The sequence below is a fragment of the uncultured Rhodoblastus sp. genome, from assembly GCF_903903185.1.
Lineage (GTDB): Bacteria > Pseudomonadota > Alphaproteobacteria > Rhizobiales > Beijerinckiaceae > Rhodoblastus.
The window spans coordinates 1-18,981 of sequence record NZ_CAIUXT010000067.1; the positions used below are offsets into that span (position 1 = coordinate 1).

Consider the following 18,981-nt stretch of genomic DNA (forward strand, 5'->3'; position numbering starts at 1 on the left):
CTCGCGGGCGTCGGCTTTCTTGGCCGCCGCCAGACAAGACCGAGCCCGGCGGCGGTCGCCTGAGCGGCGGCGGCTGCGGACGTCCGGTCGCGGCGTCGACTTTAGAGGACGAGACTTCGGCCTTCGGGTCGAAATTCGGCGACAAAACGGTCTCCGCCAAAGTGGCGAATGTTGCCGTTTCGTGGCGTCCAGAGAGCGTCGCTCAACGGCAGGCGAAGGTCTCCAATGGGTCATGAATACGCGTTCGACCGAAGCCGGGAATGTCCGCTGACGACGTTGCACAGGCCATTGCGAGCAGAGCTTGAATGACGCGTTCGAGCCGATTCCGGTCGATCTGGCGGTGTCTGTCTCGCTCTTCCCCAAGCCCAAATATCGCGAGGGGCGTCCGCGTTAACCGGACAGGCTCGAACTATTCTAACCGGTCTTGCCGATGGTCATGCCGGAAAAAGGCTCGATCCACACCAGTTCATCGACGACCTTGCTGACGCCGCCGATATTTTCGGCGGCGACGATCAGTGCCTGGCGCTGCCGCTCGTCGAATATCTCGCCTCTCAAGGTGACCACGCCCTGGTCCACGGTGACGTCGAGCGTGCGCGGCGAGGCGAACCCTTGCGTGTTCAATTCCGCCAGCAGCCGGCCCAGGATGGCGGCGTCGGTGCATTCGGCCGAAGTCGGGGCCGGCCGGGCGGCGAAGGCCGCCGACAGCGCGCGCAACAGATCGGAGCGGGTGATGATGCCGACCAGATGTTCGCCGCTGACCACCGGCAGGCGCTTGATCCGGCGCTTCTCCATGATCTCGCCGAGTTCGGTCAGCGGCGTCGACGCCTCGACCGACACCACGTCGCGGGTCATCACTTCCCGCACCTTGCGGCCATGGCTCAGCACGTAGGATTCGGCGATCTCGCCGGGACCGAGCAGGAATTCGATCCAGCGCGGCTTGCGCTTGGCGGCGCCGATTTCGGCGCGATGCAGGAAATCGCCCTCGCTGACCACGCCGACCAGCCGCCCCGTGGCGTCAACCACCGGCATGCCGGAAACACGCGCCGCCAGCAAAATCGCGATGGCCTCGTCGATGGTCGCGTCGGGGCCGATCGTCTTGACTTCACGGGTCATGATTTCCGACGCGAGCATCGCCTTCACTCCGTTTTCGAGAGCCTGTCCATGCGCAAGGAGTGCAGCTTAATCCCATTCCGCGTCCAAACCTTGACGCGGATCAAGGAAGTAGGCGCCAAAGTGCATTTATTTTAAAGGCGGCGCGGCCATGGGTTCAGCAGGACCGGTTCGCTCTCCCCGCTCGCGGAAAGATGGAGTCGGACGCCGAAAAGTCTTTATACTCGAATGGTTTGTCGATACTCGAAGGGTTTGTCGGGGTCCAGGTTTGAATCATCTGTTCGATCTCATCGTGGCGAAAATCGCCGCTCCGGACAGGATTTTCATCCAGACGCCGGAAGGCCTGTCGATCCGCTATCGGCAGATGCTGTCGGCCAGCGCGCGATATGCCCATGCTTTGACGGCGCTCGGCGTCGAACCGGGCGACCGGGTCGCCGTCCAGATGGAGAAATCGCCGGCCTTTGTGTTGCTCTACCTCGCCTGTCTGCGCGCCGGTGCCGTGTTCCTGCCGCTCAACACCGCCTATACGCCGCATGAGGTTGGCTATTTCCTCTCCGACGCGCGGCCAAAAATCCTGATCTGCGACCCGGAGCGGCGCGACGCCCTCTCCGGGGCCGCCGCCGGGTCCGGGGTCCGCCTCGCGACCCATGGCGCCGGCCGGGAGGGACAGGAATGCGGCGAGGTTTTCGAACTCGCCTTCTACAGCCCGCAAAATTTCGACACATTTGCGCGCGGCGCCGACGATCTGGCCGCCATCCTCTATACTTCCGGCACCACAGGGCGCTCGAAAGGCGCCATGCTGTCGCACGACAATCTCGCCGCCAATGCGCTCACGCTGGTCGATTGCTGGAAATTCACTTCGCATGACGTGCTGATCCACGCCTTGCCGGTCTATCACGCCCATGGCCTGTTCGTGGCGACCCATTGCGTGCTGCTGTCCGGCGCCTCGATGAACTTCCAGCCCAAATTCGACGCGGCGGACGTTCTCGCCGCGATGCAGGAAAAGCGCGACGGTTTTCTGCGCGGCACGGTGATGATGGGGGTTCCGACCTTTTACAGCCGCCTGCTCGCCGAGCCCGGACTGACGCGGGAAGCCTGCGCGGCGATGCGGCTGTTCGTCTCCGGCTCCGCGCCTCTGCTCGCCGAGGCCCATCGCGCCTGGTTCGAGCGCACCGGCCACGCCATTCTCGAGCGCTACGGCATGACCGAGACGATGATGAACACGTCGAACCCCTATGACGGCGCGCGCATCGCCGGAACCGTCGGCCCCGCCCTGCCCGGCGTCGCGTTGCGCATCGCCGACCCGCAAACCGGCGCCCTGCTGCCGCGGGAAACCATCGGCATGATCGAGGTGAAAGGCCCCAATGTCTTTCCGGGCTATTGGCTGATGCCGGAGAAAACCGCGAGCGAATTTCGCTCCGATGGTTTCTTCATCACCGGCGATCTCGGCCAGATCGACGAAAATGGCTATGTGCGCATCGTCGGACGCGGCAAGGACCTGATTATTTCCGGCGGCCTCAACATCTATCCGAAGGAAATCGAGACCGAGATCGACGCAATCGACGGCGTCGTCGAAAGCGCCGTGATTGGCGTCCCCGACGCCGATTTCGGCGAATCGGTCGCCGCCATCATCGTGCGCGAAACCGGCGCCGCGATCGACGAGGCCGCTATCCGCGCCGCATTGACCGACCGGCTGGCGAAATTCAAATGGCCGAAGACCATTTTCTTCGTCCAGGACCTGCCGCGCAACGCCATGGGCAAGGTGCAGAAGAATGTCTTGCGCGAAAAATATGGCGGGTGAAGGACCCCGCATATGGGCTCAGCCCAGGGTGAAGGCCGCTTCGCCACGTAACGAAAAACCTTCATAACACTCTTAAATTAAACAATATTCCCCTCACCCTGAGGAGCCTGCTTCGGCAGGCGTCTCGAAGGGCGAGGGCATCGTGACCCGGGCGTTCAAGCCGCGCCGCTCGAAAGATTTCGCAGGCTGCCCATGGTTCGAGACAGCCTCCGTCAGGCGTCTTGCGACCCCTGACGGAGTCTTTCTCACCATGAGGGGCCGGGGTTCAAAAGCTTCGCCAAATAAAAAACGGGCCGCTTTCGGCAAGGAAAGCGGCCCGGCTTCGATCCCGGTGTTTGTCGCGCCGGCTCAGATTTCGGCGGACATATAGCTCGTGACTTCCATTCCGACGCAAACTTCGCAGGCTTCAGGCGCGGTCCAGGTCATGCTCGATCTCCCGTAAGGTAAATTTAATTCGCGCGGCGACGCGGGCGATGCAACGAAAGCCGCCGCGCCGCTCGCCACCACCATAAGTGTTCTACGTCGCCGTGGCAAAAATTGCGTCAGTCGAAGGCGAGAATTATGCAAGATTTCTGTCAGGTTCCATTTTCTTCGTCATAGCGGTAGCCGACGCCATGGACGGTGGTGACGATGCGCGGACGCGCCGGGTCGATCTCGATCTTGCGCCGCAGCACCGAGACATATTGGTCGAGCGCGCGGCTGTTGGGCATGTAATCGCGGCCCCAGGCGAGATCGAACAATTCGTCGCGCGTTACCGCCTTGCCCTTGCGCTCGCGCAAGGCCTGAAGGATGGCGAGTTCGCGCGGCGCCAGATCGATGGTCTGGCCGTCGCCCTTTTGCCCAAACCGCCGGGCGCGCAACGCCGCCGGATCGATGTCGAGGTCGCCCATGCGGAAGCGCCCGGCCTCCTCGGCGGGACCCGCCTTTTCCGCCGGCTGCGCCGCCTTGGCCCGGCGCAGGCCGGCCTTGATCCGCGCCACCAGTTCCCGCGCGGAAAACGGCTTGGAGATATAGTCGTCGGCGCCGATTTCGAGGCCGATGACGCGTTCGATTTCCGCGCCGCGCGCGGAAAGCAGCAGGATGGGAACGAGCGAATCCCGGGCGCGGATGCGGCGGCACAGGTCGAGCCCGTCGAGTCGCGGCATCATCACGTCGAGCAGGCACAGCGCCGGCGCCTGTTCGACAAAGGCGCTCCACGCCGCCTCGCCGTCCTCGGCGACGATACAGACGAAACCCTCCAGCGTCAGCAGATCGACCAGGCCGGCGCGCAGGTTGACGTCGTCTTCAGCGATCAGAATCCTCAACGCCCCTTCCCCTCAGCTTCGGCGCGGATCGTCGCCCGCGCGCAAAGGCCGGGATCGGCGCCGCTCAGGGAAAAGCCGCCGCCATTGGCCCGCGTCAATTCCCCGACGATCGCCAGTCCCAAACCATGGGAGCCGCCCTGCGACGGCGACGGCGCGCCGCCGCCAAAATCGCGCACCGCCATCGACAGCATTCCGTCTTCCCAGCCGATCGTCACGCAAATGCGTCCGGGCGCATATTTGCGCGCATTGTCGATGAGGTTGATCAGGATACGCTCGAAAGCATTGGCGTCGAAACAAAGAGATTTATCGACGGCGCATTCGAGTTCGCAGTGCGAACCGGAGGCCGCCAGCAGGTTTTGATAGCGCGCCAGAATGCTTTTGGCGAGGCGGCCCGGATCGGCGGCGGATTTCTTGGGCTCAAGCCGCGAAAAGGCGTCGTTTTTAAAAATCGTCTCGCCGGCGAGCACGTCGAGCCGGTCGATTTCTTCCATCAGCACCGCACAATAGCGATCGACTTCCGGCCCGCCCGCCTTGCGCGAAATCAGTTCGGCGTAAAGCTTCAGGTTGGCCAGTGGCGTGCGCAAATCGTGCGACAGCCGGGTGGCGAGGTCGGCGCGCGCGGAAATTTCCGCCCGCAGCGCGTTTTGTGCGCGACGCGCCTGAAAGACCAGCAACAGCCAGAACAGCGCCAGCGGCGCCGCCAGGGCCAGCCGCCCCAGCGCGCCGCGTCGCGGCGCGGGCGCGCCGGCGATTTCCACCACCCAATTATGCAAGGCGCCGCTGAGCATGAACGCCTGGTGGCTCGCCGTCGATGCGCCGTGGCGCCAGACCACGCGGTCGAATGGATCGCGCAGGCGAAACGATCCGTTCGGCATCCGGTTGGCCTTGACGTCGAGGGCGACGAAAAGCGCCGGGAAAATCTGCTTGCTGCTCAGCGCGATGCAATTTTCAACGCGCGTCGCGCCCGCGCCAGAGCGGCGGCATTCGAAATAATATTCGCCGGAAATATGGGGGAACCAGCCGTTCAACTGGTCGCCGTCGCGCAACAGGTCCGCTACATCCGACAGGGCGCGCAATTTCTCCTCCCACATTTTCGGCATGGCGAGAGGGTCTTCGGGCGGAAAAACCGTGCGCTCGCCCTTGCGTTGCAGGATCAGCAGATTGAGGTTGTAGCCATAGACCACCTGCCAGAGCCGCGACGCGGAATGCGGCTGGTCGGCTTCGGCCCGCGCGATATCCGCCCAGGCGACCGCGCTGATTTCCGCGACCGCGCTCGCGCCGGTCGCGCCAAGTTCATCGGCCATTTGCGCCGACTGCTGCTGCTCGCTGTCGCGCAACATGACGAAATCGGCGTCAAGCCATTGCCCGGCGATGAGAGCGACAAAGGCCAGCGGCAGCGCGTAAAGCAGAGCCTGTCGCGCCGTCGCCGCCCATTTTTCGCTCGGGTGAGCCGGTTTCGGGCGCTCAGGTTTGCTGACGCCGAAATCCATCAGTTGGTTGCAAGCGCCTTGGCCAGATTGTCGAGGCCGCCGCGATAGACCCCGGCGATGGCCTTTTTCGCGGCTTCGGCGGTGGCGCCGGCGGCCGGCTCGAAAGTTCCGACCCAGACCACCTCGCTGCCCTGTCCGGATGGCTTGACCTCAATGGTCGCGACATAATGGGAAACCGGCAGAAGTTTCTGGTTTTCGGCGTTGTCGAGGATGCGATAGGTATATTTGCGCTCGGCGTCGCTGTGGCTGATCAGCGCCTCCCACAGCGCCGGACCGCCGAGATCGAGGCGGCGCTGCGAATCCTGCGCTTCGCCGTTCGAAGCCTCGGATTTCTTGATCGCGGGATGCCAGGAAAGATCGCCGAAATGGCCGATCCGCGCCCAGACCTTGGCCGGCGGCGCATCGATCTTGACCGATTCGGTCACCGTTTCCTTCCCGGCGGCGGCAGCGGTCAGGGTCGCGGCGGCAAGCAGGGCCGTCGCCAGAAAATGCGCTTTCATTCTTTCCTCCAGGTTTTTTTTCACGCGCGGCGGCCAGGCCTCGCCTGTTTATGCGTTTCCGGCGCGCGGATCGCCATTGGGCCATGACTGGCGGAAAAAAACAGCAAAATAATGTAAGTTATTTGTTCAAGGCCGTTGGCGATCCCGTGCCGTCGGGCCGGGGCGCCGATTTTGATACCCGGCGATCGCTCGACGTGAGCCGTGGATTCTTGTCGCTTGAGAATGGTTTTTTCCGGGGCCGCTTCCAGATGTCGCACCTCCGCAACGCCGATGTGAAGGTTCAGGCGCTCGGCGACGCCGCGCTGACCGTGGTGTTCGGCGACCGGATCGACGCGCAAACCCATGCGCGGGTAAAACATTTTTGTGCGGCGCTTGAGGCCGGCCCGCGCCCGGAAGCCATCGAGGAATGGGCGCCCGCCTTCGCCTCGGCGACGGTCTGGTACGATCCCGACCGCATCGCTTTCGCGGCTCTTGCCGAATATCTTGCAAATCTGTCGCGCGAGTCCCGGCCGGAGGAAAAACCCGGCGCGCTGTTTGAAATTCCGTTCTGCCGCGACGCCGATTTCGCGCCCGATCTCGCGGAGACGGCGCAATGGCGCGGCCTGACGCCGGACGCCTATATGGCGCAATTTTCGACGCTGGTTTTTGAAGTCTACATGCTCGGTTTCCAGCCCGGCTTCGCCTATCTCGGCGGCCTGCCCGAAGGGCTATCGGCGCCGCGACTCGAAACGCCGCGCAAAAACGTGCCGGCGCGCTCGCTGGCCGTGGCCGACGGGATGTGCGCCGCCTATCCTTTCGCCAGTCCCGGCGGCTGGCGGCTGATCGGCCGCACCCCGGCGCCCCTGTTCGATCCCGGCCGGACGGCGCGGCCGGCGCTGCTGGCGGCGGGCGACCTTGTGCGCTGGCGCGAAATCGACCGCGCTGCTTTCCTAAGGCTTGAACGCGAATGGAGCGGCGGCGGTTTCGACGCGCGCCTGTTGACCGAGGCTGGCTCATGGCGCGACTGAGGGTCGAACGCGCCGGCGCCGGCGTCGCCGTGCAGGATTTCGGACGCCGGAATTTCCGGGCGCTCGGCGTTCCGCTCAGCGGCGCGCTCGATCCTTTCTTCCTCGCCGCCGCCAATGCGCTGGCGGGCGCGCCGGAAAATGCCGCCGGGCTGGAACTGCTGCTCGCCGCGCCGACCCTGCGCGTCGAGCAGGGTCCGCTGCGGCTCGGCCTTGCCGGCGACCTGAGCGGCGTATTGACGCGCGCCGACGGTGCGGAGGAAAAAATCGCCGGCTGGCGCGGTCTGGTTTTGCGCGACGGCGATGTGGTGGCGTTGCGCCTGTCGCGCAGCCCCGCCTATCTCGGCTTTTCCGGCGGCCTCGATGTTCCGGAAATTCTCGGCGCGCGTTCGACCTTTCTGCGCGGCGGCTTTGGCGGATTGGGCGGCCGCACGCTCGAACATGGCGACGCTCTTGCCTGCGCGCAAGGCGACGGCGCCGGTCTTTCCGCCCCGCCGTTCAGCCACGCGCAAGGAAAAATCCGTTTCATCCCCGGCCCGCAGGTTCAAAATTTCGCGCTCCGGTCGCTGGCGCTTTTCGAAGCTTCGGACTGGCGCGTCGGCGCCGACAGCGACCGCATGGGAATGCGGCTTTCAGGGCCGCGCCTCGCCCATGGTCCCGCCGGCGCCAATATCGTCTCCGACGGCGCGACGCCGGGAGCGATTCAGGTTCCCGGCGACGGCCAGCCGATCGTGTTGCGCGCCGATTGCCAGACTTCCGGCGGCTATGCCAAGATCGGTTGCGTCATCGGCGCCGATCTCGGGCGGCTGGCGCATTTCGCCCCCGGCGAAATGATGGGTTTCACGCCGGTCGATCACCGGCAGGCGACGCAGGCGCGACAGGATCTGCGCGAAAATTTCGCGCGATGGCGCGCCGCCGTCGCGCCGGATGGCGAGAGTTGGGACTGCGGCAAATTATGGAGCGAGAATCTGATCAGCGGCGCGATTTCGGGGAAATGAGGCCGTTCTTTTCAGCCCGTCAGGCAATTACAGTCCCTGAGGCTACTGGATTGCTTCGTCGCTTCGCTCCTCGCAATGACGGCGCTGTTTTTGCGAAGCCATGAACGGTAGCCCATGACCTCCTCCGCCAAAAAACTCAATCTCAACGCCGATCTCGGCGAGAGCTATGGCGCCTGGCGCATGGGCGACGACGCGAGCCTGCTGCCGCTGGTGCAATCGGCGAGCCTCGCCTGCGGTTTTCACGCCGGCGATCCGGTGACGATGCGCCAGACCGTCGCGGCGGCGCTCGCCGCCGGCGTCAGTGTCGGGGCCCATCCGGCCTATCCCGACCTGCAGGGTTTCGGGCGCCGCTCGCTGCGCTGTTCGTCCGACGAGATTTACGCCTATGTGCTTTACCAGATCGGCGCGCTCGATGCTTTCGCGCGCGAACAAGGCGCCCGCCTTTCCCATGTCAAGCCGCATGGCGCGCTCAGCAACGACGCCTGCCGTGACCGCGCCCTCGCCGCGACCATTGTCGGTGCGATCAAAGCCTTTGACACAGGACTGATCCTGCTTGCGCCAGCCTTGTCGCTGCTTGCCGAGGCCGGCGCGGCGGCGGGGCTCGCGGTCGCGGCGGAAATTTTCGCCGACCGGACCTATGAGGACGACGCGACGCTGACCCCGCGCGCGTTTCCCGGAGCCGTGTTGGATGACGCGCAGCGCTGTCTCGCCCATGTCGAAGCCATGCTGGCGGCGGGCGGAATCGTCTCGCGCCACGGCAAAATCCTGCCCACGCCCATTCACAGCATCTGCCTCCACGGCGACGGCCCCGCCGCCGTGACCACGGCGCGAATACTGCGCGAAAAACTGGCGGCGAATTATGGTTTGAGTCCCCTCCCCGGCTTGTTCGCATAGACAAGACCTTGCATAAGACGATCCTTGCGTTGTTTCTTGACGCCCAGCTCATTTTTGTCACCGCATATTCTTGTCCAAAAAGTCTCCAATTTTTTGGGAATATGCTCCAGGAGCCTGCCATGACCGCTTTCCTCGCCTCGCGCGCCGACCGGTTGCAACAGGGCAAGGGCTTGCGCAAACTGTCGCCGCGCGCCGCCCATGGGCATCTGGTCGGGCCGATGGATCGCGACGCCAACGCCATTGTCGAAGCGCAGAACGCGACGCGGCTGCCGGCGCTCCTGGAGACGCGGCGGCAAGCGATGGCCGAGGACCCGTTCGGCTATCTGCGCGGCGCGGCGGCGGTGATGGCGCATGACCTGCAATGGCAGCCGATGGTCGGCGCGCGGGTCCAGGCCTGCGGCGATTGCCATTTGATGAATTTCGGCGCCTTTGTCACGCCGGAAGACAATATTCTTTTCAACATCAACGATTTCGATGAGACGCTGGCGAATGTCGACTTCACCGTCGACGTCAAGCGGCTGGCGACCAGCATCGCGGTGGCCGCCGCCGCGCAAGGCGCATCGAAATCGCATCGCCACGAACTCGCCGCCGCCACGGTGCGCGCCTATCGCAAGCGGATGGAGGCGGCTACCTATCTCACGCCGCTCGAAGTCTGGCACAGCCGGATCGATCTGGAGCAGGAAACCAAAAAATTCCGCAATGCGGCGATGCGCAAGAAAATGTTGGAGATCATGGCGCGGGCGCGCGGCCAGGGGCTCGACAAGGACGATAATTTCCCGAGGCTGGCCGAATCCGGCGCTCCCGTCATCCATGACAAGGCGCCGCGCATTTTTCATTTCGCCGCCGGCTCCGACGCCGCCAGGGGGTTCGATGTGCAGCAGGGCTTCGCCCGATATCGCGCCACCATGGCGCCCGAAGTCGCCGTGCTTTACGACCGTTATGAGCTCAAGGATTTCGCGTTCAAGGCCGTCGGCGTCGGTTCGATCGGCACTTATTGCTACGTCGGCCTGTTCATGAGCGGCGACGAGGAGCCGATGTTCCTGCAAGTCAAGGAGGCCAACCGTTCGGTGCTGGAGGCGCTCGACGAAAAGCTCGCCTTTGATGGCCATCAGGGCCGCCGCGTGGTCGAGGGCCAGCGCATGTTACAGGCGGCGAGCGATATTTTCCTCGGCTGGACGCAATCCGACGAAACCGGCCGCGAATTTTACGTCCGCATCCTGAAAAACCGACGGCTCGCCGGAATCGCCGACATTGCCGGGACGCATGCCCTGGCCGATTATGCGCGGCTATGCGGACGGACATTGGCCCGCGCCCATGCCCGCACCGGCGATCCGGCGCTGATCTCCGGCTATATGGGCGACAGCAGCGCCTTCGACGAGGCGATCGCCGATTTCGCCCAGGCCTATGAGCAGAGGAACGAGGCCGACCACGCCGCCTGGGCGGCGGCCTTTCCGCCAACGAAGAAAACGGCCCCCGGCGGGGTTTGAGAAGAACGCCGGCGGGGTCCAAAAAAAAGCCGGCCCCGCCGCCGGCCGAAACCGAGGGCGGGGCCGGCGACGCGCTGTTTTCGTTCACACCAGTCCGGTGGTGTAATAGACCGCGATGATGAAGAACACCGCCGTGGTCTTGATGATGGTCACCGCGAAAATGTCCCGGTAGGAAAGCTTGTGGGTCAGGCCGGTCACCGCCAGCAGGGTGATGACCGCGCCATTGTGCGGCAAGGTGTCCATGCCGCCCGAGGCCATCGAGGCGACGCGGTGCAGCACTTCCATCGGAATGCCCGCCGCCTTGGCCGCCGTGATGAATTGCTCGGACATCGCGGCCAGCGCGATCGACATGCCGCCCGAAGCCGAACCGGTGATGCCGGCGAGCGTCGTGACGGTGATGGCCTCGTTGACCAGCGGATTGGGGATGGCCCGCAAGGCTTCCTTGATGGCGAGAAATCCCGGCAAGGCCGCGATGACGGCGCCGAAGCCATATTCGGAAGCCGTGTTCATTGCCGCCAGCAGCGCGCCGCCGACCGCCGCCTTGCTGCCTTCCGCGAAGGTAGAACTCAATTTGCCGAAGGCGAAGATGAAGACCGTCAGAATGCCGGCCAGCAGCGCGCCTTCGACCGCCCAGACCGCGCGGATCGGCGTGATCGGCGTGGCGATGACATGATCCATCGCGAGTTTCAGATCATAATTGGTCCCGTAGGAGGCGTCGATCACGCCGGTGAACAGGCCCGGAAAGCCGCCCAGGATCAGGTTGACCACGAACACGACGATGAGCGGAAGAAAGGCGATGGCGGCGGGTGGAAGATGGGTGACGTCGACCGGCGCCGGTTCGTTGATATGGTTTTCGCCATAGCCCTCGCCGGAGACGGCAGCCTGACGGCGGCGCCATTCGAGATAGCTCATGCCGATGATGAGGATGAAGATCGAACCGAGCACGCCGAGAATCGGCGCGGCGCCATTGGTGGTCTTGAAATAGGTGGTCGGGATGATGTTCTGGATCTGCGGGCTGAAAGGCAGCGAATCCATGGTGAAGGAAAAGGCGCCCAGCGCGATGGTGCCGGGAATCAGCCGCTTGGGAATATTGCCGGCGCGAAACATTTCCGCCGCGAAAGGATAGGCGGCGAAAACCACGACGAACAGCGACACGCCGCCGTAGGTCAGCACGGCGCAGACCAGCACGATGGCGAGCATGGCCCGTTGCGACCCGACGACGCCGATCACCGCGGCGACGATGGATTTGGAAAAGCCGGAAAGCTCGATGACCTTGCCGAACACCGCGCCCAGCAGGAAGACCGGGAAATAGAGCTTGGCGAAGCCGACCATCTTGTCCATGAACAGGCTGGTGAAGGCGGCCGGCACGGCGGCGGGATCGGTGAGGAGCACGGCGCCCAGCGCCGCGACGGGCGCGAACAGAATGACCGAAAAGCCGCGGTAGGCGACGAACATCAAAAAGCAGAGCGCACCTACGACAATCAGCAGGTCCATGGCATTTCCCCCGGAAGATTATGCAATCGCCGGATGCAGGCTCTGCTCCGGCGTTTCGACGATTCAGTTGTAAACCATTTTTGCGTCGGGACGATCCCTCTCGCGTCGCCAAACGCAGAAAATTTTTCGGTTTGGGCGACAAGCGCCGAACCGCCGCCGCTGGCTCAGGCGCTTTTTGTTTGCGGCGTGACGCAACCCGGTCCGCCCGCAGCGCCGAAAGCGCTTCGCGGCCGTCGGGTTGCATGGGGCGCGGGGCGCCATCGGTTTTGCCGGAAGCGGCGGCGCGCCAATGCGGAAGGTCGGACTCAAGCCGGAGATAACGCGCCAGAGCGTTAAAATCACGGGCCCCCCGCCTAGCCTGGTCGAGGCCGCCGTCTACCGCCGCGCAAGCTGGAGGCGGATCAAGCCCGACGGGGGAGTCGAGCCATCTTCCGCCTCATTTGACTCCGATCAGCGCGAGCATGATTCCGCCCGAAATGGCCGTGCCGAACACGCCGGCGAGATTGGGTCCCATGGCGTGGTAGATCAGATAGTTTTCCTTGTCCTCGCTGAGCGCCACGATATGGCTGACGCGCGCGGCGATCGGCACCGAAGCGATGCCCGCCGAACCCAGCAGCGGATTGATCTTCTCTTTCAGGAACAGGTTCATGACCTTGGCGCCGACGACGCCGGAGGCGGTGCCGAAGACAAAGGCGACGAGGCCGAGCAGGACGATCAACAGCGTATCGACGGTCAGGAACCGGTCGGCCGACATGGTCGAGCCGATGGCCACCGTCAGGATGATGATGATGACGTTCATCAGGTCGTTGGCCGCCGTCTTGGCGAGACGATCGACGACCAGCGATTCGCGGAACAGGTTGCCGAGCATCAGCATGGTGATGAGCGGCGCCACGGGCGGGAAGAACAGGTTGACGATGATGCCGATGACGATCGGAAACACGATTTTTTCGAGTCGCGTCACCTGGCGGGACTGTTTCATGCGGATCAGCCGCTCCTTGCGCGTCGTCAGCAGCTTCATCACCGGCGGCTGGATCAACGGCATCAGCGCCATGTAGGAATAGGCCGCGACGGAGACCTGCGGCAGGAGATGGGGCGCGAGTTTCATCGTCACGAAAATCGCCATCGGCCCGTCGGCGCCGCCGATGATGCCGATCGCGCCGGACTCGCTCAAGGTGAAGCCGAGCAGTTTCGCGCCGATCAGCGCGACGAAAATGCCGAGATGCGCGGCGGCGCCCAGAATGACCAGTTTCGGATTGGCGATCATCGGCGCGAAATCGGTCATGGCGCCGACGCCGAAAAAGATCAGCGGCGGCACGATGAGCAGGGCGACGCCCTGATAGGCGTAATAAAACAGGCCGCCCGGCAGAATCAGGTCCGAACCCGGCACATTGGAGATAATGCAGGAGAAGCCGATTCCGACCAGCAGCAGCGGTTCGTAACGCTTGGAGATCGCCAGATAGATCGCGACGCAGCCGATCACGATCATCACCAGATTGCCCCACCAGAAATGGGCGAGGCCGGTCTGATCCATCAACGCGCGTGTAAATGCCAGTATTTCGTCCAAGGCGCGTACTCCCGCTGCGGCGTCAGCTCAGTGTTGGCTCTTGCGCAAGGTGGCGTCGTCGATCCGGCCCAGCCGGTTCAGCAGCGGGAAAAGCGCAAGGACAACTCCGATCCCGGAGATGATCAGCATCGACAGGAAGAAGTCGATGAAGCTGATCAGGACCGCGCCGTAGACTGTGTCAGGCATCGTCATGCTGGCGACTCCGTTGGAGCGTTTTCGCGCGAAGCGGATTCCGGTTCGCTTGAAAAAGACGCGTAAAAACTTTTAACGCGCGTGCGGTGAACCGAAGTTCCGCGAACACGCCTTAGCCGAGGGTAAGAAGGACGCCGCCGGTGTCCACCGCATCGCCCGGCCCGACCGCGATCGACGCCACGCGGCCCGCGCCCTTGGCGAAGACCTCCGTCTTCATCTTCATCGCTTCGATCGTCGCGATCTTGGCGCCGACATCGATCGTCTGGCCGACGGCCACGTCGATCGAGATGACGACGCCGGCGAGCGGCGCGACCTCGGCGCCCGCGCCCGCGACCGGGCGCAGCGCGGCGGCAGGCGCCGAAGGCGCCGCCGCTGCGACGGCGACGGCCGCCGGTTGGTGCGCGACCGGCGCCCCATGCGGCGCGTCGGAAGCGATCTCCTCGACAACAACGTCGTAGGCATGGCCATCGACAGTGATCCTGAACTTCCTATGCACGGGGTCGCTCCTGTTCGAAGAAATCTAAATCAATGCGGTCGATGCGACGTCTGCTGCAACCGGCGTCCCTCGGACGCCCAGTTCGCGGTTCCCGCCAGGGATATATGGACAATGGCGTGGACGCCTCCGATGGCGCCGACGGCCGCCGCGATGGCCGCGAGGTGGGCGGCGGGAATGGCGCCGTGGAGCGATGCGAGCGCGAGTTTGGGCGCCGGCGCCTTGCTGCTTTTTTTCGCCGCGGCTTCGGCCGCCTGCCGTTCGATCTCCGACCGCTCGACCCACTGCAAGAATTTTCCGAGCTTGAGAATGCCCCACCACAGCAATGCCCCGCCGGCAAGCACGGCGAAGATCGTCGTCAGCGTATTGAAGGTCATCGCTCGTCCTCCCCATGCCGTCTGATGAAAGCTTTTTCAAGCGAAGTGGAACGCGGTTGGCGTCAAGACACGAAGAGTTCTAAAGCGGAATATTGCCGTGCTTCTTCGGCGGCCGCGTTTCCCGTTTCGACAGCGCCTTGGCGAGCGACAGGGCGATGGTCGAGCGCGTCACCGCCGGATCGATCACGTCGGTGATGTAGCCGTTGGCGGCCGAAATATACGGCGAGGCGAATTCCGCGCGATAGGCGGCGGTGAGTTCGGCCGCCTTGGCCTTGCGGTCCGGCGCCTCCTTCAGCTCCTTGGTGTAAAGAATATTGATCGCGCCCCCGGCGCCCATGACGGCGATCTCGGCGGTGGGCCAGGCATAGACGAAATCGGCGCCCAGTTCCTGGCTGCACATCGCGAGGTAGGATCCGCCATAGGCCTTGCGCAGAATGACCGTCACTTTCGGCACGGTCGAAGAGGCGTAGGCGAACAACAGCTTGGCGCCGTGGCGGATGATGCCGCCGCGCTCCTGTTCGATGCCGGGCATGAAGCCGGGCACATCCACCAGCGTGACGAGCGGGATATTGAAGGCGTTGCAGAAACGGATGAAACGAGCGCCCTTGTCGGAAGCGTCCATGTCCAGCGCGCCGGCCCTGACCGCCGGCTGGTTGGCGATGAGCCCGACCACAAAGCCCTCGATCCGCGCGAAACCGACGATGAGATTCTCGGCGAACGAGCGGTGCACCTCAAGGAACTGGCCCGGATCGACGATGCGCGCGATGATGCCGCGCACGTCCATCGGGCTTTGCGGATCGTCGGGAACGAGATCCCTTATGCCCTCGTCCTCGTCGATCGAAAGCTCCGTAACCGGCCGGTGGGGCGGATCCTGGGAATTGTTGGACGGCAGGTAGGAGAGAAGCTGTTTGACGATATCGACCGCGGCGGCGTCGTCCGCGGCGAGAAAATGAACGTTCCCCGAGACGGCCGCATGCATGTGGGCGCCGCCCACTTCGTCCATCGTCACAGCTTTCCCGGTCACCGCCTTGATGACTTCCGGCCCGGTGATGAACATGTGCGCGTTCTTCTCCGTCATGACGATGAAGTCCATCAGCGCCGGAGAATAAGCCGCGCCGCCCGCGCAGGGACCGCACACCACAGCGATCTGCGGCACGACGCCCGAGAACAGCACATTCTGATAGAACACGTCGCCATAGCCCGACAGAGCGTCGACGCCTTCCTGAATCCGCGCGCCGGCGGAATCCTTGAAGGCGACGATCGGCACGCCGAATTTTCCGGCCTGCTGCATCACCATCACGATCTTCTTGGCGTGCATCTTGCCGAGCGAGCCGCCGGCGACCGTGAAGTCCTGGCTGAACGCGGCGACCGGCCGGCCATCGACATAGCCTGTGCCGCCGACGACGCCATCGGCGGGGAGAACCTTTTTTTCCATGCCGAAATGGCGGGCGGAGTGGCGGACATGCGCGCCGATTTCCTGGAACGTGTTCTGCTCGAACAGCGCGTCGAGCCGGTCGCGCGCCGTCATCAATCCCTTGGCGTGGCGCTGCTCCAACTTGTCGGTTCCGCCTCCCGCCAGGATTTCCTCGCGGCGGCGGCGCATATCTTCAAGCAGTTCGACTAATTGCGTCATTCCGTCACCGCTCGTCCGTTGTCGCTCGCGGCGCCGCAGCGGACGCAGGAGCAAACATCATCGGGTTAAACCTTCAGGCCAGTTCGCAGCAGCAAAGTCGGCCATCGCGCTTCAAAACGACACGAAACCCCCGCGTCGGACTCGTAGACCACTCGTGGCGCCTGCCCCGGCTTGATCTTGCAAGCGGCTGATCTTGTTTGATCAGTCGGCAATCCCGGTCAGGCGCGGCAAGTTGCCCGATGGCGAATGAACATCTGATACAGCGCAGGGTTGACCTGTCTACTCCAAACCGCGCCGTTTCCACGAGGCCACATTCGCCATGACCGATCCTACACTGCGGCGGCACGGCTTGTCACCCGTCTCGGACTTATCCGTTATGTTTAAGTTCGCCGCTGGGCCGTTGCGCCCGATGGCGGCATTTTTTGGACTTGCGCGCACTCGCGCCGGCAGATAGGGGAACGTTCAATATCGCCGCGAGTTCTGGCGCCGCGGTCGCGCGTCATCGGCCCTGCGTCAGGCGCACGCGGTAACCGGCGCCTCGGCGGGCCTGCGTCAGGGGACAGTGACCGGTGGTCTCGACCGGCGCGGGATTATCCTGCGGAACTCATCGGGAAGCAGGCTCGACTTTCTTGATTCTGTTGCGTTTTCACGTTAGGGTGACGATCGGATTTTCAAATTTCGCTTTTGGGAGATAATACTGTCGGCCCTTGAAAAGGACCGGTGGTATTGTCTGCGAATGGAGCGGCGCCGGCGGGCGCCGTCAGGGCGTCGATGGACGCCTGTCCTTGCTGCCGGACTATGGCTTCCGACGCGTCGGAAGCAGAGGCCGACGGCATAACGAGTCGTTCCCGACAGCAAAATGTCGGGACGATCGCTGTTGGGGTGTGGGCCGATGTCGGGCGTATCGAAGCTGGTGGTCGATGACGAGGAGTTTCTGGTCGCGAGCATTATCGATCGCTGCCCGAAGGTCATGATGCTCCGCGAAATCTACCAGAACGCCATAGACGCGGCGGCGATCGCCGAGGGCGACAAGGTCGTTCGGATCGGCGCGGTCGAGGTCGATGGCGTCCGCAAGCTTCGTATCTGGAATACCGGCCCCGGCATGGATCCGGGCTCCCTTTACGCGATGTGCGACCTTTCGTCGTCGATCGGCAAGTTGAAGGGTCTCGACCGGAATTTTGGCATTGGCGCCAAAGTCGCCTCGCTGCCCTCCAATCATCTTGGCGTTCGCTTCCGGTCCTGCACGCAGGGGCGCGCCTTTGAAGTCACCCTCGGCAATCGCGATGGCGTCTATGGCCGGATTCGGCGCGACGCCGACAAAGGCCATGACGTTTCGGCGATCGGCCGCAAAGTGGAAGTCATGGACGTTTCCTCGCAAGCGGTCGCTGCCGGAGAAAAGCTTGAATTCGATTGGACCGAGGTCGTCCTGCTCGGGATGAGACCCGATCAGGATACGTGCGAAAATCCATACGATGGCGAGCCGAAAGTCGACAAATTCTGGGTTCCGGATTCGCTGTTCCTGCGCTATTTCCGCACGCCCGACGATGTCAGAACCTTGATCGAACCGGGTCTCCAGTGGTTTGGCGACATTGCGGAGTTCCGTCCCCTCGCCGGCCGCCTGGACGCTTACGCCCGGCATGAGGCCGTCGCGGCGGAACGCGGCATAAAGATCCATTTCATCCACGACCCGGCCCATCCCGAAAGGTCCTGGGAGAACAAATCGAGCGACGGCGCCATCCATCCGACCACCGCGCTGGTCGCGCTCAGCTGGAAGGGAGAACTTTACGACGTGCAGCGCGGCTCGGCCTGGTTTTACGAAGCCCCGCGTTACGGCGTGACCTTTGGATCGCGTCACCTCACCGTCATCGTCGAATTGCCGTTGAATTTCGATGTTCTCCCGGAAATGTACCGGCAATTCCTCAAATACCGCTCCAGTACCCAGGCCAATGTGCGCGCCAGCGACTTCGCCCGCCTCGTCATGGCGAACCGACCGCAATGGGTGCGCGAACTCGCGCAACAGGAGCGCGAACATGAGTTCGACAACGAGGCGCAGATGTTGACTTTCGAACTCACAGGGCTCGTGCGCCGCGCCGAATTCGTCCCGCCAAAAGCCGCGCGCCCGCTTGCCGACGATGGCGAAGACGCCGCGCGTCCGGGGAGCTTCGCGCGCGCCGTCGTCGATGTCTGCGGCATTCAACCGGTGCTGCTGTTCGAGGCGGTCGATGTCCGCGACCGCTGGCTTGAGGGACGCGCCGCCGTCTATTATCCGGAAACCGGGCAGATCTTCATCAACATGCTTTACGACTCCGTCGACTCCTTCACAACCGCGTTGCGCAAAGCCTGCTCGATCGCGGATCTGGGTTTCGCCGACGAGAAGACGATCGCGCGGACCGCCGAGTTTTTTTACGTCCGACGCATCCTGCGCGCGCTCATCCTGGCGCTTGCCAAGGAAAGCAAGCCGTTGCAATGGAGTCCCGAGCATATTCAGCGGGCGATCAGCCCGGAAGCTTTATCGACGGCGGCCGAAGATCTCGACGATCTGCTCGAACTGGCCATCGGCGCGATCCGCAGGCAAATATCCAGTTGATCCGCATGCGAGACCTGCGGCGCCGTTGCAAGAAAAAAGGGTGGAGATAGGTA

The 18,981-nt window shown here is 63.7% G+C and carries 17 protein-coding genes; 7 read left to right on the forward strand and 10 right to left on the reverse strand.

The genetic code is table 11. The annotated features are described in order from the left end of the window. The coding region (locus QZY01_RS05760; RefSeq protein WP_294534483.1) for a hypothetical protein at window positions 1-236 on the forward strand (236 nt) is incomplete at its 5' end. 178 nt (window positions 237-414) lie between these two features. Here QZY01_RS05760 and QZY01_RS05765 read toward each other — a convergent pair. Continuing rightward, window positions 415-1,131, reverse strand: coding sequence for a CBS domain-containing protein (locus QZY01_RS05765; RefSeq protein ID WP_294534485.1), 717 nt, complete (start codon window positions 1,129-1,131; stop codon window positions 415-417). 247 nt (window positions 1,132-1,378) lie between these two features. Between QZY01_RS05765 and QZY01_RS05770 the strand changes: the two genes are divergently transcribed. Continuing rightward, window positions 1,379-2,911 carry a malonyl-CoA synthase gene (locus tag QZY01_RS05770; protein WP_294534487.1) on the forward strand — a complete coding sequence of 511 codons (1,533 nt, stop codon included), beginning with the start codon at window positions 1,379-1,381 and terminating at the stop codon, window positions 2,909-2,911. A 575-nt stretch (window positions 2,912-3,486) separates the two neighbouring features. Here the strand turns inward: QZY01_RS05770 and QZY01_RS05775 are convergent. The 3 genes from QZY01_RS05775 to QZY01_RS05785 are packed head-to-tail and all read right to left on the reverse strand — an operon-like array spanning window position 3,487 to window position 6,205. Beyond that, on the reverse strand, window positions 3,487-4,215 hold the full coding sequence (locus QZY01_RS05775; protein ID WP_294534490.1) for a response regulator transcription factor: 729 nt from the start codon (window positions 4,213-4,215) through the stop codon (window positions 3,487-3,489). Continuing rightward, a complete protein-coding gene (locus QZY01_RS05780) occupies window positions 4,212-5,705 on the reverse strand; it encodes a HAMP domain-containing sensor histidine kinase (protein WP_294534492.1) in 1,494 nt (497 codons plus the stop codon). Before QZY01_RS05780 ends, QZY01_RS05775 begins: the two co-directional genes overlap by 4 nt. Further along, window positions 5,705-6,205 (reverse strand): SRPBCC family protein, encoded by a 501-nt coding sequence (locus tag QZY01_RS05785; RefSeq protein ID WP_294534495.1) that lies wholly within the window; start codon window positions 6,203-6,205, stop codon window positions 5,705-5,707. Before QZY01_RS05785 ends, QZY01_RS05780 begins: the two co-directional genes overlap by 1 nt. 248 nt (window positions 6,206-6,453) lie before the next feature. Between QZY01_RS05785 and pxpB the strand changes: the two genes are divergently transcribed. The 4 genes from pxpB (at window position 6,454) to QZY01_RS05805 (ending at window position 10,588) form a co-directional block, all read left to right on the forward strand. Then, entirely contained in the window at window positions 6,454-7,212 is a 759-nt protein-coding gene (gene pxpB, locus QZY01_RS05790; RefSeq protein WP_294534497.1) for a 5-oxoprolinase subunit PxpB, read from the forward strand. Continuing rightward, entirely contained in the window at window positions 7,200-8,207 is a 1,008-nt protein-coding gene (locus QZY01_RS05795; RefSeq protein ID WP_294534499.1) for a hypothetical protein, read from the forward strand. Before pxpB ends, QZY01_RS05795 begins: the two co-directional genes overlap by 13 nt. 114 nt (window positions 8,208-8,321) lie before the next feature. Then, window positions 8,322-9,101, forward strand: coding sequence for a 5-oxoprolinase subunit PxpA (locus tag QZY01_RS05800; RefSeq protein WP_294534501.1), 780 nt, complete (start codon window positions 8,322-8,324; stop codon window positions 9,099-9,101). A gap of 119 nt (window positions 9,102-9,220) precedes the next feature. Beyond that, window positions 9,221-10,588: a DUF2252 domain-containing protein gene (locus tag QZY01_RS05805; protein WP_294534503.1), complete on the forward strand. Its 1,368-nt coding sequence runs from the start codon at window positions 9,221-9,223 to the stop codon at window positions 10,586-10,588. An 84-nt stretch (window positions 10,589-10,672) separates the two neighbouring features. Here QZY01_RS05805 and QZY01_RS05810 read toward each other — a convergent pair whose 3' ends face one another. From QZY01_RS05810 to QZY01_RS05835, 6 genes are all read right to left on the reverse strand, one after another. Further along, entirely contained in the window at window positions 10,673-12,082 is a 1,410-nt protein-coding gene (locus QZY01_RS05810; RefSeq protein WP_294534505.1) for a GntP family permease, read from the reverse strand. A gap of 436 nt (window positions 12,083-12,518) precedes the next feature. After that, a complete protein-coding gene (locus QZY01_RS05815) occupies window positions 12,519-13,646 on the reverse strand; it encodes a sodium ion-translocating decarboxylase subunit beta (RefSeq protein WP_294534508.1) in 1,128 nt (375 codons plus the stop codon). A gap of 27 nt (window positions 13,647-13,673) precedes the next feature. Further along, window positions 13,674-13,838 (reverse strand): hypothetical protein, encoded by a 165-nt coding sequence (locus QZY01_RS05820; RefSeq protein WP_294534510.1) that lies wholly within the window; start codon window positions 13,836-13,838, stop codon window positions 13,674-13,676. Window positions 13,839-13,950: 112 nt separating this feature from the next. After that, window positions 13,951-14,334, reverse strand: coding sequence for a biotin/lipoyl-containing protein (locus QZY01_RS05825; RefSeq protein WP_294534512.1), 384 nt, complete (start codon window positions 14,332-14,334; stop codon window positions 13,951-13,953). Between the two features lie 29 nt (window positions 14,335-14,363). Beyond that, on the reverse strand, window positions 14,364-14,708 hold the full coding sequence (locus tag QZY01_RS05830; RefSeq protein WP_294534515.1) for a hypothetical protein: 345 nt from the start codon (window positions 14,706-14,708) through the stop codon (window positions 14,364-14,366). 79 nt (window positions 14,709-14,787) lie between these two features. Next, window positions 14,788-16,341: a carboxyl transferase domain-containing protein gene (locus tag QZY01_RS05835; protein WP_294534517.1), complete on the reverse strand. Its 1,554-nt coding sequence runs from the start codon at window positions 16,339-16,341 to the stop codon at window positions 14,788-14,790. Window positions 16,342-17,233: 892 nt separating this feature from the next. Here QZY01_RS05835 and QZY01_RS05840 point away from each other — a divergent pair. Continuing rightward, on the forward strand, window positions 17,234-18,928 hold the full coding sequence (locus QZY01_RS05840; protein WP_294534519.1) for an ATP-binding protein: 1,695 nt from the start codon (window positions 17,234-17,236) through the stop codon (window positions 18,926-18,928). Window positions 18,929-18,981 lie beyond the last annotated feature (53 nt).

Excerpts from the sequence above, each read along its gene's own strand:
- QZY01_RS05765 (WP_294534485.1), bottom strand. The coding sequence starts at position 1,131 with ATGCTCGCGTCGGAAATCATGACCCGTGAAGTCAAGACGATCGGCCCC.
- QZY01_RS05780 (WP_294534492.1), bottom strand. The coding sequence starts at position 5,705 with ATGGATTTCGGCGTCAGCAAACCTGAGCGCCCGAAACCGGCTCACCCG.
- QZY01_RS05785 (WP_294534495.1), bottom strand. The coding sequence starts at position 6,205 with ATGAAAGCGCATTTTCTGGCGACGGCCCTGCTTGCCGCCGCGACCCTG.
- pxpB (WP_294534497.1), top strand. The coding sequence starts at position 6,454 with ATGTCGCACCTCCGCAACGCCGATGTGAAGGTTCAGGCGCTCGGCGAC.
- QZY01_RS05795 (WP_294534499.1), top strand. The coding sequence starts at position 7,200 with ATGGCGCGACTGAGGGTCGAACGCGCCGGCGCCGGCGTCGCCGTGCAG.
- QZY01_RS05800 (WP_294534501.1), top strand. The coding sequence starts at position 8,322 with ATGACCTCCTCCGCCAAAAAACTCAATCTCAACGCCGATCTCGGCGAG.
- QZY01_RS05805 (WP_294534503.1), top strand. The coding sequence starts at position 9,221 with ATGACCGCTTTCCTCGCCTCGCGCGCCGACCGGTTGCAACAGGGCAAG.
- QZY01_RS05810 (WP_294534505.1), bottom strand. The coding sequence starts at position 12,082 with ATGGACCTGCTGATTGTCGTAGGTGCGCTCTGCTTTTTGATGTTCGTC.
- QZY01_RS05820 (WP_294534510.1), bottom strand. The coding sequence starts at position 13,838 with ATGACGATGCCTGACACAGTCTACGGCGCGGTCCTGATCAGCTTCATC.
- QZY01_RS05830 (WP_294534515.1), bottom strand. The coding sequence starts at position 14,708 with ATGACCTTCAATACGCTGACGACGATCTTCGCCGTGCTTGCCGGCGGG.
- QZY01_RS05835 (WP_294534517.1), bottom strand. The coding sequence starts at position 16,341 with ATGACGCAATTAGTCGAACTGCTTGAAGATATGCGCCGCCGCCGCGAG.
- QZY01_RS05840 (WP_294534519.1), top strand. The coding sequence starts at position 17,234 with ATGTCGGGCGTATCGAAGCTGGTGGTCGATGACGAGGAGTTTCTGGTC.